This is a genomic window from Jeotgalibacillus campisalis, from assembly GCF_000829515.1.
Classification (GTDB): Bacteria; Bacillota; Bacilli; order Bacillales; family Jeotgalibacillaceae; genus Jeotgalibacillus; species Jeotgalibacillus campisalis.
Genome location: NZ_JXRR01000021.1, coordinates 127709 through 145289 on the forward strand (window position 1 = coordinate 127709; position 17581 = coordinate 145289).

Consider the following 17581-nt stretch of genomic DNA (forward strand, 5'->3'; position numbering starts at 1 on the left):
ACTAATTATTTTTTTATTAATGATTTTCCTGACATTTCTTCAGGTTGTTCTACTTTTAACAGATCAAGCAAAGTTGGCGCAAGATCTCCAAGAATACCGCCGTCACGAAGCTCAGCACCGTCTTTTGTAACGATCACCGGCACGGGATTTGTCGTGTGAGCCGTCATCGGGTTGCCTTCGATTGTACGAACTTCATCGGAGTTGCCGTGGTCAGCAGTAATAATTGCATGACCGCCTTTTTCATGAATCAGATCAACGATTTTGCCTAGGCATTCGTCTACCGTTTCAATCGCTTGAATCGTTGGCTCAAGCTTGCCGCTGTGTCCTACCATATCCGGATTGGCAAAATTCAAGAGAATCGCATCAAAGCGGTCTTCTTTAATTTCTTCAAGCAACGCGTCCGTCACTTCATAAGCGCTCATCTCGGGTTTTAAATCATAGGTGGCCACTTTCGGTGAATCAATTAAGATTCGTTCTTCACCAGGGAATTTCTCCTCACGTCCGCCGCTCATAAAGAACGTAACATGTGGATATTTTTCGGTTTCTGCAATGCGCAGCTGAGTCAGCCCATTAGCAGAAAGAACCTCTCCCAAAGTGTTCTTCAAATCTTCACTCTTATAGGCAACATCTGCCTGAACTCTATCACTGTAATGCGTAAACGTGACAAATTGCAGGTCGATAGGTTTGTATTGGCCAAGATCAAAGCTGTCAAAAGCGGGATCCGATAAGGCAGCTGACAGCTGGATGGCACGGTCTGGACGGAAATTAAAGAAAATAACAGAGTCATTGTCTCGTATTCGTCCGACAGCCTCCCCTTCTTTTTCAATTATGAATGGCTCTACAAATTCATCGTGCACTTCTTTTTCATAGGAAGCTTCTATACCTTCACGGGCAGAGGCGTGGGCCGGACCAACACCATCTACCATCACACGGTATGCTTTTTCAACACGTTCCCAGCGGTTGTCCCGGTCCATGGCAAAGTAGCGTCCTGAGATTGACGCAAACTCTCCAATTCCAAGATCGTCCATCTGTGCTTCTGTATTTTCAATGTACGATAAAGCGGTTGTTGGACCGACATCACGTCCATCTAAGAAGCCGTGTACATACACTTTCGTTAAACCATGTTTTTTTGCCAGTTTCAACAGGGCAAAAAGATGGTTGTAATGACTGTGAACGCCGCCATCTGAAAGCAGCCCCATTAAATGAAGTGCTTTATTATGGCGTTTTGCATTTTCAACCGCAAGAAGAAATTCCGGGATATTGAAAAAATCTTCATCGCGAATCGAGATGTTAATGCGTGTTAAATTTTGATAGACCGGACGTCCTGCCCCAATGTTTAAATGACCAACTTCTGAGTTGCCCATTTGCCCATCCGGAAGACCGACTGCTTCACCACTGGCAGTCAGCGTATTGTGGGGATATTCTGCCCAATATCGATCAAAATTTGGTTTTTTTGCTTGAGCCACTGCATTTCCTTCCTTTTCATCCCGAAGAGCAAACCCATCGAGGATGATTAAGGCAACAGGTGCTTTAGACATTTGCACCAGCCTCCAGCAATTGAAGGAATGACTCTGCTTCTAAGCTTGCACCACCAACAAGGGCGCCGTCAATATCACTTTGGTCCATATATTCTTTAATATTGCCTGGTTTCACACTGCCGCCGTATTGAACGCGTACTGCATCTGCCACATCTTGTGAGAATTGTTCTGCCACAACAGAACGGACATGTGCGCATACTTCGTTCGCATCTTGAGCAGTAGAGGATTTTCCTGTACCGATTGCCCAGATAGGCTCATAAGCAATAACGGTTTGTTTAACCTGATCTTCTGTTAAACCGCTAAGTGCTGCTTTCACCTGTCCGCCTACAAACGTTTTTGTTTCATCATTTTCACGCTGTTCAAGCGTTTCACCCACACATACGATCGGAACAAGTCCGTGTGAAAACGCTGCATGTGTTTTTTTGTTGACTGACTCGTCTGTTTCATTGAAAAGTTCACGGCGCTCAGAGTGTCCGATAATGACGTATTCAACGCCAAGATCTTTTAGAGCAACAGGGCTTGTTTCGCCTGTAAATGCACCGTTTTCTTCGAAGTACATGTTTTGTGCTCCAATTGCCACTGAAGAGTCAGTTGACAGATTCACAAGACTCTCAAGAAATAGAGACGGTGAACAGATTACGGATTCCACTTTGTCTTTGGAAGGGACTTTTGATGCAACCTCTTCTGTAAATGCTCTGGCTTCTGAAGCCGTTTTGTTCATTTTCCAGTTTCCTGCAATAATTGGTTTACGCATAGTTAACGTCCTTTCTCACTTGAATTTGATTCTTTCGCTTACTCTTTATCGTTTAAAGCGACAACGCCCGGAAGCTCTTTGCCTTCCATAAACTCTAGAGAAGCACCGCCACCTGTTGAGATGTGACTCATTTGATCTGCTAAGCCGAATTTTTCCACAGCTGCAGCAGAGTCTCCTCCTCCGATGACAGAGTATGTATCCTCTGCATCTGCCAAGGCTTGTCCTACTGCTTTCGTGCCGTTTGCAAATGGTTCCAGTTCGAATACACCCATCGGTCCGTTCCAAATCACTAATTTAGACTGTTTGATTACATCGCTGTAAATCTCACGTGTTTTTGGTCCAATGTCAAGCGCTTCCCAATCAGAAGGAATGGAATCAATGTCCACTTCTTTTGTATTGGCACTTTCTGAAAAGTCATCTGCTACAATCACATCTGTAGGCATGTAGAACTTAACGCCTTTGTCTTCTGCTTTTTTCATAAATTGTTTTGCTAAGTCGATCTTATCTTCTTCAAGAAGTGATTTTCCAACTTCGTAGCCCTGCGCCTTTAAGAAGGTATAAGCAAGACCGCCGCCAATAATCAAGTTGTCGACATTGTCGAGCAGGTTATCAATCACGCCGATTTTATCTTTTACTTTTGCTCCGCCAATGACTGCTGTAAATGGACGTTCGGGATTAGATAACGCTTTTCCAAGTACATCTAGTTCTTTTTCCATGAGCAAACCGGATACAGCCGGCAGGTATTGTGCAATTCCCGCTGTTGAAGCATGTGCACGGTGTGCAGCTCCAAAGGCGTCATTTACATAGACATCCGCCAATGCAGCGAATTCTTTTGCAAGGTCCTGATCGTTCTTTTCTTCGCCCGGGTAAAAACGGACATTTTCAAGAACAAGTACATCGCCTTCCTGCATATCTGCTACAGCCTGCTGCGCTTGTTCGCCGTAAGCTTCATCCACTTTTTTCACATCTTTGCCAAGTAATCCGCCAAGATGCTCAGCTACCGGAGTCAGACGCAATTCTTCAACCGCTTCTCCTTTAGGACGACCCAAATGACTTGCCAGAATGACTTTCGCTCCTGCTTCCACAAGATGCTTAATGGTCGGCAAAGCTGCACGAATACGCGTGTCATCAGATACATTTCCGTCTTTCATTGGAACGTTGAAGTCAACACGGCAAAAAACGCGTTTACCCTTCAGTTCAATTTCTCTCATGCTCTTTTTATTCATTGCAAAAGGCCTCCTTATGGTGGGTTGAGGGGTTACTTTGAAAAAAGGGAGGGGGAACCATCCCCACTCCCCGTTATCCCCTCTTATTATAGAGGATGCAGTGGTTAAAAACCAAACATTCTTCTATAGGTAAAAGGTTTTATTTTATAGTCCTTTTTCTGCCATGAAAGCAGCTAAGTCAACACAACGGTTTGAGTAGCCTGTTTCATTGTCATACCAAGAAAGTACTTTAACCATATTTCCTTCAAGAACCATTGTTGAAAGACCATCAACAATTGAAGAAGAAGTGTTGCCATTGTAGTCAGTTGATACAAGCGGCTCGTCGCTGTATTGAAGAATTCCTTTAAGGTTTCCTTCAGCAGCTTCTTTAAGCGCTTCATTTACTTGATCAGCCGTTACGTCCTGATCAAATTCAGCTACAAGGTCAACTAGGGATACGTTAGGTGTTGGAACACGCATAGCCATACCATTCAATTTACCTTCAAGCTCTGGAAGTACTAGAGAAACAGCCTTCGCAGCACCAGTTGATGTTGGAATAATGTTTTCAGCAGCTGCGCGAGCACGACGGTAGTCTTTGTGCGGCAGGTCAAGAATCTGCTGGTCATTTGTGTATGAGTGAATCGTTGTCATCATACCGCGTTTAAGACCAAATTTATCGTTAAGAACTTTTGCAAACGGTGCAAGACAGTTTGTTGTACAAGAAGCATTTGAGATTACATGGTGGCTTCCTGCATCGTATTTGTCTTCGTTAACACCCATTACAAGAGTGATATCTTCGTCAGAAGCTGGTGCAGAGATAATTACTTTTTTCGCTCCGCCTTCAAGGTGCTTCGCAGCATCTGCACGCTTCGTGAAACGTCCAGTAGACTCGATTACTACTTGAACTCCAAGGTCTCCCCATGGAAGCTGAGCTGGATCTTTTTCTGCAAGAACTTTGATTTTATGACCGTCAACTACCAGGTCGTCTCCATCTACAGCAACTTCAGCATTCAACGTGCCGTGAACTGTATCGTATTTAAGAAGGTGAGCAAGCATGTTTGCATCAGTTAAATCGTTTACTGCTACTACTTCTACCTCCGGGTTATTTAGTGCTGCACGATATACGTTACGTCCAATACGTCCAAATCCGTTAATACCAATTTTTACAGTCATGAATAAGTTCCTCCTTCATAATTTTGGGGATGGGTAATTCTATTTTAAAAGGGATGACCCTTTCAAAAGCTCTTTTGCTGCTCCTTCGTCTGTTATCAGCGTCGAAGAAGACTGTGGCATGCCTTTAAAATACGATTGAATGGCATTGGCCTTTGATGCTCCTCCCGCAACCGCAAATACATTGGGGATCGAAGCTAAATCTTTTAATTGAAGGCCGATCGTTTTCACTTTATGAACGATTTTCCCGTGCACATCAAAGTAATAGCCAAATGCTTCACCTACAGCCTCACCGTCGAGTATCGTTCTCAGATCCTCTTCACTTGTATTGCGGCGCTTTGCCATTGTAGCAGCATCGCCAATTCCATGAAGGACAATAGATGCAGATGTGATTAAAGCCATGACTTCCTTGATAGACGGCTCCTTCATAATGGATTCATATACCTCCCGGCTTACCTGGTCCGGTACATACAAGACGCGATGCCTGGCACCTGACTTTTGAGCCATAGTGGCACAAATGACATTTGCCTGGTTCTGAACATCTTCCCCTATGCCTCCTCTAGCCGGAACAAACAGCATATCCGGTGAAGCAAAATCAGGGGTCAGCATCCCCGCAACAGCCGACATGGTTGTGCCTCCTGTTACCGCGATAGTAGTATGGTCAGATACGCATGCCTTCATGCTCTGAATTGCAGCGCGTCCCAACTCTTCTTTCACCCACGGCAAATCGTCGCTGTTTCCCGGCACAATTATGACACGCCGGACACCAAGTTTTTCTTTCAATGAATCCTCCATTACGTTTATACCCATTATTTCAATCATCATGCGTTCAAGCGGCAATAAGATGTCGAAACCATCTTTTGTGAGACTCATACCAGACGCATGAATATGAAGCAGATCCTGTGATTTCAGGAACTCCACCTCACTCCGCAGAACGCGTTCTGTCATCCCAAGTGATTGGGCAAGACTTCTTCTTCCTACGGGCTGCAGAAAACGAACGGATCGCAGAATATGATACTTCTGCTGTAAATCATCAAGCAGGTTCGGCACCAATCGCTTTTGGATGTCAATAAATGTTGGCATAAAAAAGCTCCTTTTTGAGTTGGTGGTGATCTTTTAAGTATTCCCTAAATGACGCTAAAGTAACGAGTTGGACATTAATAGTCCCTCGTAGACATATTATGTCCCAATAAGGATAAAAAAAAGATCCCTGCTACAATTTCAATCATAACAGGGAATGATTTAGGTTACAAGCAATATTGTCAAGTGTTTTTTTGCAAGCGTTTACTTAGCGTTGGGTAGTCCACTTGACCGTACTGGATCACTTCCCCGTCAACTTTCACAACCGGTATCATCAGGCCGAATTCTTCCGTCCACTCATCCCGGTCATCAATATTCTTTTCTTCTATAGTAAAGAACTGATCCTCCTGAACAAGTTTCAGCATCATTCTTGCTTCCTCACACAGTGGACAGTCAGGCCTTGTATAAAATTCAACAATCATTGCAGCATTCTCCTTTATCATATTCTGATCCCGTGCAGATTGTAAGGGCAAAAACCTGCTAATTTCGGTTTGGGCTCCAGCTTAAGAAGTTGATGCTTTATCAAAATACTTTGCAAGCTCAACGATCATCGCGCCCATCCGTTCCCGCTCCGGTGCAATATACCGGCTGACTCCTTCGTCTCTTAATGCTTCTGAGGTTACTTTGCCGACCGAAACCGCAAGTGCGCTTTCTTTGAATGCGTGAAGAATACGATCTTCCAGTCCGTTTTTTCTCGCATAATCAAAAAGAGACCGTACCTGGATTTGTGTCGTAAAGCATACCGCATCTGCCTGATCGTTAAGAAGTTCCCCGCATAACGCTTTGACCGTTTCGTCTTCGGGGCGAATATGCTGATACGGCAGGATCGTTTCAACATCTGCTCCCTTGTTTTCAAGAAACGCAATTAATTTTGGTGCAGATTCCCCGTGAAGCTGAATTACCACTCGCTTTCCTTTAAAATCCATATCCTCAAGCGAACGAATCAATCCTTGTGTGGAGCCATCTTCATCAACTGCTAAAGGCTTAAGCCCGGTCTTTTTCAACACATTGAGTGTCTTATAGCCGCGCGAGGCAATCTTTGCCTGACCGAGTCTTCTCAAAAACGCCTCCTCTTCCCCAATATCACCTGCTATTCTAAGCAGCGTCTCTGTTCCAATGCCGGTAGTGAAAATAAACCAGTCTGCCCCTTCTTTAACAAACTTCATTACAGAAGGCTCTACTTCTTTTTCTGCTAAAAATACCGTCCCCTGAAGCGGCCGGCTAAGCGGTTTCCCACCCTGTTTTTCGATTAACAAACTGATTTCTTCAATTTTACGTGAACCCCCAATTACGATGGTTTTCCCTTCAAGCGCTTTTGCCATTGCCCCCACTCCAATCCGATCTTTTTACTTTGATTTAGTTTAACATGACTCGGTTAGGGTGAGGAAGGAAAATAAGCTTGCTTGTAAAAAAGCAGCTATGTACTCTAAGGAGACCGGTTCATTTACGTTCCAGGCGCACGCTTTCCGCGGGGCGGGAGGTGAGCCGTTCGATGCTTTGCATCTTCTCAGTCTCACCTTTCCCGCTGCATCCCGCAGGAGTCGGCGCCTTCCACTTCAATGAACCTATCCTTTTTTACTTAGTTATCAAAAGATTAATTTATTTTAGAGATACGCTTATATTTTCTTTTGAAGCTTACTTGTATTGTAATGAATTGAATATCAGATGGAACCATGGGTTTCGGTTTATGATATCAGTAATTCTTATTTTTATTTTTAAATGGGACCGGTTCATTTCCGTTCCAGGCGCACGCTTTTTAGCGGGGCGGGAGGTGAGCCGTTCGATGCTTTGCATCTTCTCAGTCTCACCTTTCCCGCTGCATCCCGCTGGAGTCGGCGCCTTCCAATTCAATGAACCTATCCTTTTTTACTTAGTTATCAAATGGGAAGATTAATTTATTTTAGAGATACGCTTATATTCTCTTTTGATATTTACTTGTTTTGTAATGAATTGAATATCAGATGGACCCTGGGTTTCGATTTATGATTTGGGTAATTCTTATTTTCATTTTTAAATGGGACCGGTTCATTTCCGTTCCAGGCGCACGCTTTATTGCGGGGCGGGAGTCGGCGCCTTTCACTCCAATGAACCTGTAGCACTAACTTTCTTTAAGCTTCAAAGTTCATCTTGTATACCGATCTTTTACTCCTCTAAAATAAAACACCCCAGAAGGTAGATTTTACTCTACTTCTGGGGTGCACTACATTCATAAAGTCATACTTTTTTAAAAAAAGACTGTATAAGCTTTTTTTCCCTACTTTATCAACCCTTCTACAGTAGCTTGAACTTCCTCCGAAACTGCGCCTTTTCCTCCAAAGATGACAGAAGTTTTAAACTCTCTGCTTTGAATAATTGAGACTGTTTCTGATGGAAGGCTGTCTTTTCTCGTTAAGACGAGTAAGCTGTCAGTCTTGACGGCATAGGCAGAGCCTGTGAGCGCATCGGCAAAATCATAGCCTGCTGCAACTGCCAAATGATCAGACTCTAACTGGAAGTAATCTGCGATATGAGCAGCAGTGTCATAACGGTTGTCTCCGCCAATTCTCGTTTTCAACTTATTAGGCAATTTCCCAAACACTTTGCCTGAAACAGCACCTCGGCCTCCAATGACAATGGCTTCCTTATATTTTTTAATTTCACTGTAAGTTTCTTCAGAGAGGGAGCTCTGACGTGTTAATAAAATCGGATGTCCTTTTTCAGCTGCATAGGTTGAGATCGACAGGGCATCGGCAAAATCGCTTCCATCGACAACAAATGCTCTTGACGTTGCTGCGTCCATTTTTTCGGCTACTTTTACGGCTGTGTCATATCTTGTCTCTCCAGCAATCCGTTCTACAGTCAGCCCTTTCTTTTCAAGAGCTTCTTTAACATCAGTAGAAATAGCCCCTTTTCCGCCTAAAAGTACTGCTTTTGAAGCACCGAGCCGTTCGATCTCGGCTAGTGTCTCATCGCCTAGTTTGTTCGTTCTCGTAAGGAGAATTGGAGCATCCAGACTCTTTGCAAGCGGTGTGCCTACCAACGCGTCAGGGAATTCATCTCCTCTGGCAAGTACAACTGTTTCAGCTCCATCCTGCCAACCTTCTGCAGAAATAGCAGCAGCCGTTTCATAACGATTAACACCTTCCAAACGGTTTGTTTCTTCTTCTGTTCCTTCTTCGCTTATCTCAGCATTTTCCAGTGTTGCGATAAAATCAATGTCCGTTTTAAAAGGCAGCAAGCGATAATTCCCGGATTCACTAGCCCCATTCGTCCATAAAGAGCTTCCTCCATCATAATGTGAGGACTGCCAGTATCTTAGTCCAGTAGACTTATTGAAAACCAACATAACTTCTTCATCCATTTTCACTTTCAGCGGCTCTTCAAATACGTAAGTTGCTTTCATACCGGTCCTATTAGTATTAATTGGATAAGTCTCCGATTTTTCCTCTGAATAATGCGCTCTGCTTAATGGCAGAGAATCATATGAATATGCTTCGCTGCTGGTGGTTGTAAACTCGTATTTTTTCTCACGAAGCGTATCGGAGTCTCCTGGTGTTTCACTTGGACGATACGCATCCAGATATTCAGGAATTCGGTCCGTGTTAAAAATAAACACTGTGAATTCTTTTAGCAGGGCATACTCTGCATCTTCATCAATTGTGCCAGTCCCCTCCATCCCTTGCTCATACGGAGTGATTGATTGACCGATATAGTGTCCCCAGCCATCCGGGGTAGCAGAATCTGTTTTGGCAATCGTGAATTCTTCACCGGTTCCTGCAACATGAACATCCGATTGAACAGGTTGTTCAGGCTGAATATCCAATGGCTCTTGAACCAGCTCTTTGCCATCTACACTGAACCTTACTTCACTTAACCCGACAGAGCGGATATCTCCATGATTTGAAGTAAAAACAAATTTAATAAATTTTGCATTAGTCGCGTTAATTTCTTTAATTTGAGCAGCTAGAGGCTGTCCTGACTCATGCTTTTCCAATTCGATTGAAGTTAATTTGGTGAATTCCGCATCTGAAATCGTCATGTCAGAAGAAACATACACGTCGATTCCTTTTGCTCCCATTTTCTCAAGCTCCTGATCAAGAGAGCCTTCCCCGAATTGCCAAATCAACGCATTTTTAATATTGACACGCTTACCAAGGTCAAAAACCAAATATTCTTCCCGTTCTGCTATCGGCTTCACATTTGTTTTATCGCCTTCCAAATTCCCATTCTGGCTTACACCCAGGTACTGAGAATTCCACATCGTGTCCTTGGCACTTTTAAAGCTGTTGCTGTTATGAATTGAATTTTGATCTGCTTCTGTCTGACTCTCATATCCTTTTATCCCGGACCCGTCTGTAAGCTGTGAAGGGAGTCGTTCGCCCCACCGCTCTTCGTATGAAGAAAAGCCCCCTACAATTGGTGTAATAATTTCTCCAGGAGAGAAGGTGCTGCTATCATTGTTAAACCTGCGCTCAAACTCAAACACTTCTGTAAATTCATTGTAGCGGTCCGTCATATAATCGTCGACATAAGGGGAATAGGTAGTATGAGAAAGCGTATCGTTATTCAAATCGAATTCGATCAATCTCAAGTAGCCGTTTCCTCCCTTTGTGCCTCCCTGATAATCAACTAAATATTGATTGACTTCTAAGCCTTCATTATTAGAACGTGTAATATTAAACGCACCGTGGTCATGTCCGTTCACTGTCATAAAGATTTGATTATTCGTTGCAATAAATTCGTCAAAAATAGCTTGAGGAGAATTTCCGTCTGATTTTCTTACATACGGAACGTTATCCTGTGATCCATCCGGCTTAATGAGTGTATGTGTGATCATAATAGTCGGTTTTTCAGGATGGGCATCCAGCATGCTCTGTCCCCAAGCTAAATCTTCATCCGTTGCATCAATATTTAAAAATAAAACCAGAAACTCTCTGCCTTCCGCTGAAAAGGTATAAGCTGAATTTAACTCATCCTCAGAATGGGCTATGTATCCAGGTTTGGTTTCCATCCGGCTTTTTCCAAAGTAATCAACGTAATTAGCGCCATTACCACCCATGTCATGATTTCCGATTGTTACACCATAAGGCATGCCGGCATCATCTAGCGTTTTCATAGAACGGTCTGCATTCTCCCACTGGCGCAGTTCGTTACCGTCAACAAGGTCCCCAACATGCATTGAAAATTGAATGTCTTCTTCCTCGTAATGATCAGCCAGCCACTCTGTTTGAGAATTAAATATCTCTGGAAAATGATTAGAGTACACCTGAGTATCCGGTATAATCGCAATCTTGAATTTCCCGTCATTTTCCAAGCCACTTTCTGCCTTAGTAACCGAAACCTGAGAAACACTGGCCAATAACAACAAAACGACAATCCCAAACGAAAATAACCTTTTAATCATTTGTGCGTAACCTCCTGAGTGTGTTTTACAAATATAATGATAGATTACAATAATTAAAGGTCTATTCCCTTTGTGTAAAGGTTGTGTTAAAGCTAGTGACTGCCAGAGTTATGGATTTTTTTACAGAAGCTGTCATTTGGTCAAAATGACTACCTGCCATATTTTAAGTAACTAGTTCCTGGATTACTTTAATTGATTCCTTTGAAGATAGTTAGGACATAAGTGCGTCATTTTAATGATTAGATTTCGGGTCCAGTTATCAGGAGTTATAAAAAGAGTGTAATGACGATGAAAAACTGAGGAAGAAGGAGCGGGTGGATAGTAAGAAGCAGCTGGTGATTTTAAAGGGTCTGTCTAAAATAGCCGGCTGACTCTTGCTTTCAAACCCATTCAAACAGCTGCCTTAGGATTTTCAAATAATTAAAAACAGCCATGCACACCTGAACGCTGGTAAATCAACGTCCGATCGTGTGTATGACTGTTTGCTTTGTTCATTGTACATAATGGTGGTATGCCCTCGAAGGGAGTTTGATTAGTGCCTTCAACGTTTGATATAACAATGTTCATGTTATTTAATGCGTAAAAAATGTGTAAAAAAATAAATTTAATTGGTTTTCATCCAAAATCGGTGGAATAAAAAGAGTGAATGGTTAGCCACTTTAAGCACAGATTTTTAAGTATTTTTAAGGTTAATAAAATGAACGGCTGGACGATCACGTTTGTCAATAAACGAGGCGAATTACATGTGAGTTTTCAATTAAGAAATAGTCTCCTATCGTATGATTAGGGTGTTAAAACCCCGTCACATCGAAGTCTTATTCAACGATGGAGTGAATAAGTGATGCCTTTATGAACCAAGTATTTATCAGGACTTAAGATGCATCAATTCCCGAATTTACTAATCTGTCCAGGAGAGTTTAAACTACTTCCACGTGTCTTTTGTAACTACTCCCCCTTTCCATATTGATCCATAATGCACATTTTTAGCTAACTATCTTACAGAAAAAATGATATACTTTTATAATAAATGCAAGGGGTAGGTTTATGAATCTTAAATATTGGAAATATCGTATTGCTAATTTAAGAAAAGATTTAAGGGTACTTTTTTTAACAGCCACAATATCAGTGTTACTTATTGATCTATGGCTAATAAATGTTGCTGAATGGTTTCCTTATGGTGCTGAGTTAGGTGCTTTGTACTATAAAATATGCTTAGCGTACATTACTGGATTTATATTTTATTTCATTAACGTTCATTTAGAGTCTGAAAAGACAAAAGTCAAAACATTTAAATATATACATAACAAGCATGTTAAAATACGCCGTCTTTGTGAAACATTGATTATTTCACTTCGCAGAGCATCTCAAGTTCCACAAGGTAAACAATTTGACTCAATAGAAAAAGAACTTGAGTATCTTTGCAAAAACATTAATCCTCAGAATCCTTTTGTTGTCGCAGGGTGGTACAATATAACTTTTGATCATTGGTTTAAAGCAATTGATTTTATTGAAAAAGAGAACAAAGAGTTAACCAGAGATTTACTATTTGTTAGAGAGTCCATTAAATCAGATATAATTATAATTCTGACAGATATTGAGGAGTGTATTTCCAATTATATCAACCTATCACATGGTCAACCATTAGGCAATACAGATTTAGAAACCTACAGTGCTGGCATCATTCAATATAAAAGACTGTGCGATAAGTTGGATGAAATAATGCGTGATAAATATAAATATTATCAGGTAGAATATCAAGATAGTTTTAGAAAAAAAAACAATAAAAAATAATAAACCCAAGAAGGGTAATTTTATACTTATCGAGGAAAGATTTCATACTCACAATCCTCTTCTCTATTATTAAATTCCTCAGTAGCTCAGTTTCTAATTTTTTTCTGACCAGCTGGTGAAGTGTTAATCTTTAAACTATCGGGTGAGCTTGTAGAATAAATGAGGCGACTCCATTCTACAAGCTCCTTTTTTTGTACCCATATCAACAAAAAGCTTTAACATAGCCTAATTTTTAAGAATCATAGTTACATAAAGAATTGTCTTCTTGTGTAACCTTTTTATGGTTAGTGCAATTAGGTATTACAGGAATTGAAAATGTATATTTTGATTGTTTTTAAAATCAATTGTTTTAACAAATATAAATTTAATTAGAAAACTAAGATTCTCAAAGGTGGGGAAGAATGATGGGAGACTATGAAAGTCTTAAGAGTGCAATTGATACAATTGGATCTAGCAAACAAACTTATGGAGTTCTCAAAAAGTGTGAATTTCATTTCCATACTCCTGCATCCCATGACTATGAATTGATACCAGGAAAAAAATATAATGAATTAACCATATCGTCTATTATCAAATATTCAGTTTTAGTGGGCTATTTAACAGAAGAAAATGGAAATGAAATACATAACAAGATTAATTTTTATCAAAGTCAGGAATATTTTACAGAATTGAAAAAGAAAGAGAAGCCATTTGCTTCTTTTAAAGAATATATTGCATATATGTTAATAGCCCATAAAATGTTTGCTGAAGAAATTGAAGTTGCCATTATTTCCGATCATAATACGATCCAAGGGTTTAAAAAATTAGAATATGCACTCGAAGAGTATTTTCAAGGAAGAATAAAAAATATTCACAGTAAAAAACCGATAAAACTATTTTTAGGTGTGGAAATATCTTGTTCAGAACAAAATCACTTGGTAGCCATTTTTGATGAGAATAATTTTGACAATGTTCAAGATTTTTTAGGGGATGTAATTATTAGTGAGTTAGAAGGTACTTATCATACAAGTGAGTACCTCATGAAAGAGATATCAATCAATTTAGATGGGCTTGCTTATATTGCTCATCTAAATACAAGTAATTTGCATGGGAGTGGGTTGTATAATAAGACTTTATTTTCTTCAGAATATATGAACGTTTTTGGATTAACTGCTCTTGATAAAGAAACCTCTCACAGAAATAGAATAAGAAACCACAATAAATTTGCTGCCATTTCTTTGGGTGTTATTCATGAAAGTGACTCTCACTCGATAGAAACGATAGGGCAGCGGAATACCTGGATAAAATTTAATAAAACAAATTTTGCATCATTAAAGAAGTCTTTTCATAATCATCCTATTAACATTTATAAAAAAAAACCAATTAAATCTGATGTCTTCATAAAGGGTGTAACTGTCTCGTCTGGAGATAACGGATTTCTTGTGAAGAGCCCTAACAAGCCATCTGGGGAAAACTTTACTATAAATTTTTCTAGAGATTTAAATTGTATTATAGGGGGAAGAGGGTCAGGGAAAAGTACAATTATTAATATTCTAGAAATAGCATTAACTTTAGAAGTAAATGATATAGCAACTTTAGAATTCATATCTAAACATAAAAAGATATATCTTAACTTTTACTTTAAGAACGTTGAGTATATTTTAGAATTCACTCCCCAAGTTAAGGATTTAGATAGGGAATACTTTTCAAATAGTATCTTTTTAGAAAAAGCATTTATTGATAAATCGGATGAAAAAATTCATTTATCCTTAAATTGGATACAACTATTTAGAATAGAGCAAGATAAATTTATAAAATTAGATTCCCAAGATACTTCAAGGTTATTAGATAATATTTACAGAAGGTCATATTCGATTAACAATATTATCAATAAAATTAACCAGGGGAAAGTAGATGACTTTATAAAGGATATCGTGTTATTTGGGTTAGAAGGTGATGATTTTTCAACCTACACAAATAACTTAAAGAGGGTACAAGATAGAAGTTTTAATAAATATGTTAGAGAAAATATAGATGAGATGATTCTTGCTATAAATAAAAGAAAAAAAAGCATAGAAAAAGTGATTAATGATTTTAATAAATCGAATAACAACCTATTAGAAGTTGTTTATTCACCTAAGATAAAAAATAGTGATTACTACTTAAATAATTTACTAGAACATATAAGTTCGCAACAGAAATTACTTAATACCTTTTTAACGTGGGATGATGTAGCTCGTTATATCCAACAAATATCACAAAAAATTGGTTATTTAACTTTTTTAAAACTCTTATTAAAAAAAAATTATAACTATCTTGATAAAGAGCTTGATATTGGGAAGATGGTACAAAAATCTAGATTTAATTATTCTGATGTCATTTCAGAAACATCTGAGGTCAGTGAAAAGAATAAACCACTTCTATATTCTGAAATATTTAAAAAAATTACTAACAATAGATTTTTGGTTGAAGAGAGTATATTGATGTGGTTTGATGTAATTGACGAATTTACTCTTAGATTTAATATTAACTCTAGAGAGCAAACTTCTACGAATGGCCCTTTAATGAAAGATGTTACGGAAATGTCTTTAGGACAGAAAGTAGTATCAATCTTATCATTTGTTTTTAACTTTGGAAACTATATAGGTGATAACACTCCACTAGTTATAGACCAACCTGAAGACAATTTAGATAATCAATATATTTATAAGAATTTGGTAGAAAGCTTAAAACAAATCAAAAATAATAGACAGGTAATAATTGTTACGCATAATTCTACTATTGTTACTAATTCTGGTACAGAGCAAGTTATAGTTATGGAATCTAATAATAAAAAAGGTTGGGTTGAAAATAGTGGGTATCCCTCAGATACTAAAATTGCAAAACATATAATCAACTGTCTAGAGGGTGGGGTTGATTCATTTAAACATAAAATGGGGACTTATTCTTTGTTTGTAGAAGAACTAAGATAATCACATTTTTCGAAACTATGCGCAAAGTGAGCATTAATTTTTCAATAACCAAAAGAGAGAAAGCCTTTTATTAAGGTTTCTCTCTTGCTTATTCGGTATTAATTCTTTACTTAATAATTACTTTAAGACTCAAGCCTAGACAGATCCATTAGGCTATCATATTGCAAAAGTTTATAGGTCTTATACAAGATAAGTTTAATGAAGTACAATTAGAAATCGAAAATGAGGAATTACAATTTGAAGAGGAAGATTAACTAACAGAAAAGACAAGTTCTTATCTTAACTTCATATATATAACCATTAAATATTTTTAATCTGTATAAAAATGAGAGGAAGCATTGCAAGAGACTTGCAATGCTTTTTAAATTAAATTAAGTCTAGATTTACGAGCGAATAAATCAATAGCTCTGCTATACTTTCTTCAATATATCTTTTTTGAATATTTGAATGTTCTGTTAGTAATATCATGATGTTTTCAAATAGAATGTCACCCTGTGGTTCTTGCTGACTGAAATCCTCGAATAAATCAATTTTTGCATCGCATTTTTTTAGTATCATGTTTTTAACATACATCTGGTGATGTTCAAGTAATGATAAACTTTGCTGTAATAACATCAAAATGTTTCTTTGTTCACCATTTTGATGTTCCATAACAGCACTATAGTTTACTCGTTCTTCTTCATCCCTCTTATGACCTATATCTTTCGAAATTTGCATATAATATAGAAGAAGCTCTTTGAACTCCTTATCTTTAGAGAGGTTTTTAATTAATGTCTTTCTTTCTTCTAATGACAATGCGTGTTTTAACATAAAGAGTGCCTCCTTTAGATTTTATTGTTTGAAATTTGATTAGGAGGAGAGATCCATTTGAGCTAAACGCTGGGGTCTTTATATAATCATTCCGTGTTATCAATATCCCCAATCAATATCCTACTGTATTCATCAATTCAAACTCTAAATATGTAAATTAACACAAAAAATAACCAGGATCTAAAACTCAGTCCTGGTTATTCCGCAATTGTTGTTGGCTAAAAGTCCGCACTGATGGCTCATATTCACTGCAAATGGATGATGAAATTTTTGGAGGAAAATGAGTCAGCAGCAAAGATTAAAATGAAGGTCTTCAACTTAAAACTATAAAAAATGAGTGTATGAGAGTGAGATTTATATTCATAAGCAAAGTGGGAGAAAAATTTCGAACGAGTTGATTATCAGTTACTAAAAAATCTTGATCAATCATTTTCCTTCTTTACGTTCCCATTCAGTCGCTTTCGAATTATAGGTCAATGCATCACTGAATATATTTGTTTGTTTTCTTTAGAATTCTTGGGGTGAAATTTAATAGCTTGACGGAGCTAAAGGGTGGTTTGCACTTGGTTTGAGTGCACCCACTCTTTATTTGTGCGTAAATGACTCTAAAAAAGGCTTCTTTGGATTTTATATATCTAACGTAGCCAATCTTCTCAAAATCGCTCATACCGAGTTCTAAGTGCCAAATTTCCTCGATGTAAAAGTCCTCTTCTTTCTTTTTCGAATATACCGGTAGATCCGTTCCTAAAATCTCATATCTTTTCAACATGACATCACACCTGTAAACGCTAGAATAAAATTGACACTTTTTGCTCGATAGGCTTTTACACTTTTGCTCAATCAACCTATTACTTTAGTAAAATAGATCGTGACGTTATTTTACTGGAGGTTAGGATTTT

11 protein-coding genes are annotated in these 17581 nt (G+C 38.7%); 2 read left to right on the plus strand and 9 right to left on the minus strand.

Features of this window, described 5'->3' with window-relative positions:
- Window positions 1-5 precede the first annotated feature (5 nt).
- The 8 genes from gpmI to KR50_RS18070 all read right to left on the minus strand — a co-directional run bounded on the left by gpmI (window position 6) and on the right by KR50_RS18070 (window position 11130).
- A complete protein-coding gene (gpmI, locus tag KR50_RS15855) occupies window positions 6-1538 on the minus strand; it encodes a 2,3-bisphosphoglycerate-independent phosphoglycerate mutase (RefSeq protein ID WP_041060899.1) in 1533 nt (510 codons plus the stop codon).
- Window positions 1531-2292 carry a triose-phosphate isomerase gene (gene tpiA / locus KR50_RS15860; RefSeq protein WP_041060902.1) on the minus strand — a complete coding sequence of 254 codons (762 nt, stop codon included), beginning with the start codon at window positions 2290-2292 and terminating at the stop codon, window positions 1531-1533. The genes gpmI and tpiA overlap by 8 nt, the downstream gene beginning before the upstream one ends.
- Window positions 2293-2330: 38 nt before the next feature.
- Window positions 2331-3518, minus strand: coding sequence for a phosphoglycerate kinase (locus KR50_RS15865; RefSeq protein ID WP_041060905.1), 1188 nt, complete (start codon window positions 3516-3518; stop codon window positions 2331-2333).
- Between the two features lie 144 nt (window positions 3519-3662).
- Window positions 3663-4670 (minus strand): type I glyceraldehyde-3-phosphate dehydrogenase, encoded by a 1008-nt coding sequence (gene gap, locus KR50_RS15870; RefSeq protein ID WP_041060908.1) that lies wholly within the window; start codon window positions 4668-4670, stop codon window positions 3663-3665.
- Between the two features lie 39 nt (window positions 4671-4709).
- Window positions 4710-5750 carry a sugar-binding transcriptional regulator gene (locus KR50_RS15875; protein WP_041060911.1) on the minus strand — a complete coding sequence of 347 codons (1041 nt, stop codon included), beginning with the start codon at window positions 5748-5750 and terminating at the stop codon, window positions 4710-4712.
- A 179-nt stretch (window positions 5751-5929) separates the two neighbouring features.
- A complete protein-coding gene (locus KR50_RS15880; RefSeq protein ID WP_041060914.1) occupies window positions 5930-6169 on the minus strand; it encodes a glutaredoxin family protein in 240 nt (79 codons plus the stop codon).
- An 81-nt stretch (window positions 6170-6250) separates the two neighbouring features.
- Window positions 6251-7069, minus strand: coding sequence for a uroporphyrinogen-III synthase (locus KR50_RS15885; RefSeq protein WP_041060916.1), 819 nt, complete (start codon window positions 7067-7069; stop codon window positions 6251-6253).
- 932 nt (window positions 7070-8001) lie between these two features.
- The gene (locus KR50_RS18070; protein WP_052477166.1) at window positions 8002-11130 is read right to left on the minus strand and encodes a cell wall-binding repeat-containing protein; all 3129 of its coding nucleotides are present in this window, start codon (window positions 11128-11130) and stop codon (window positions 8002-8004) included.
- A 1044-nt stretch (window positions 11131-12174) separates the two neighbouring features.
- On the opposite strand from KR50_RS18070, the gene KR50_RS15900 reads away from it, so the two are divergent.
- Window positions 12175-12921 (plus strand): hypothetical protein, encoded by a 747-nt coding sequence (locus KR50_RS15900; RefSeq protein ID WP_041060920.1) that lies wholly within the window; start codon window positions 12175-12177, stop codon window positions 12919-12921.
- 401 nt (window positions 12922-13322) lie between these two features.
- A complete protein-coding gene (locus KR50_RS15905; protein ID WP_052477167.1) occupies window positions 13323-15872 on the plus strand; it encodes a Spaf_1101 family AAA-like ATPase in 2550 nt (849 codons plus the stop codon).
- Between the two features lie 366 nt (window positions 15873-16238).
- Here KR50_RS15905 and KR50_RS15910 read toward each other — a convergent pair whose 3' ends face one another.
- Window positions 16239-16682: a hypothetical protein gene (locus tag KR50_RS15910; protein WP_041060922.1), complete on the minus strand. Its 444-nt coding sequence runs from the start codon at window positions 16680-16682 to the stop codon at window positions 16239-16241.
- Window positions 16683-17581: the final 899 nt, after the last annotated feature.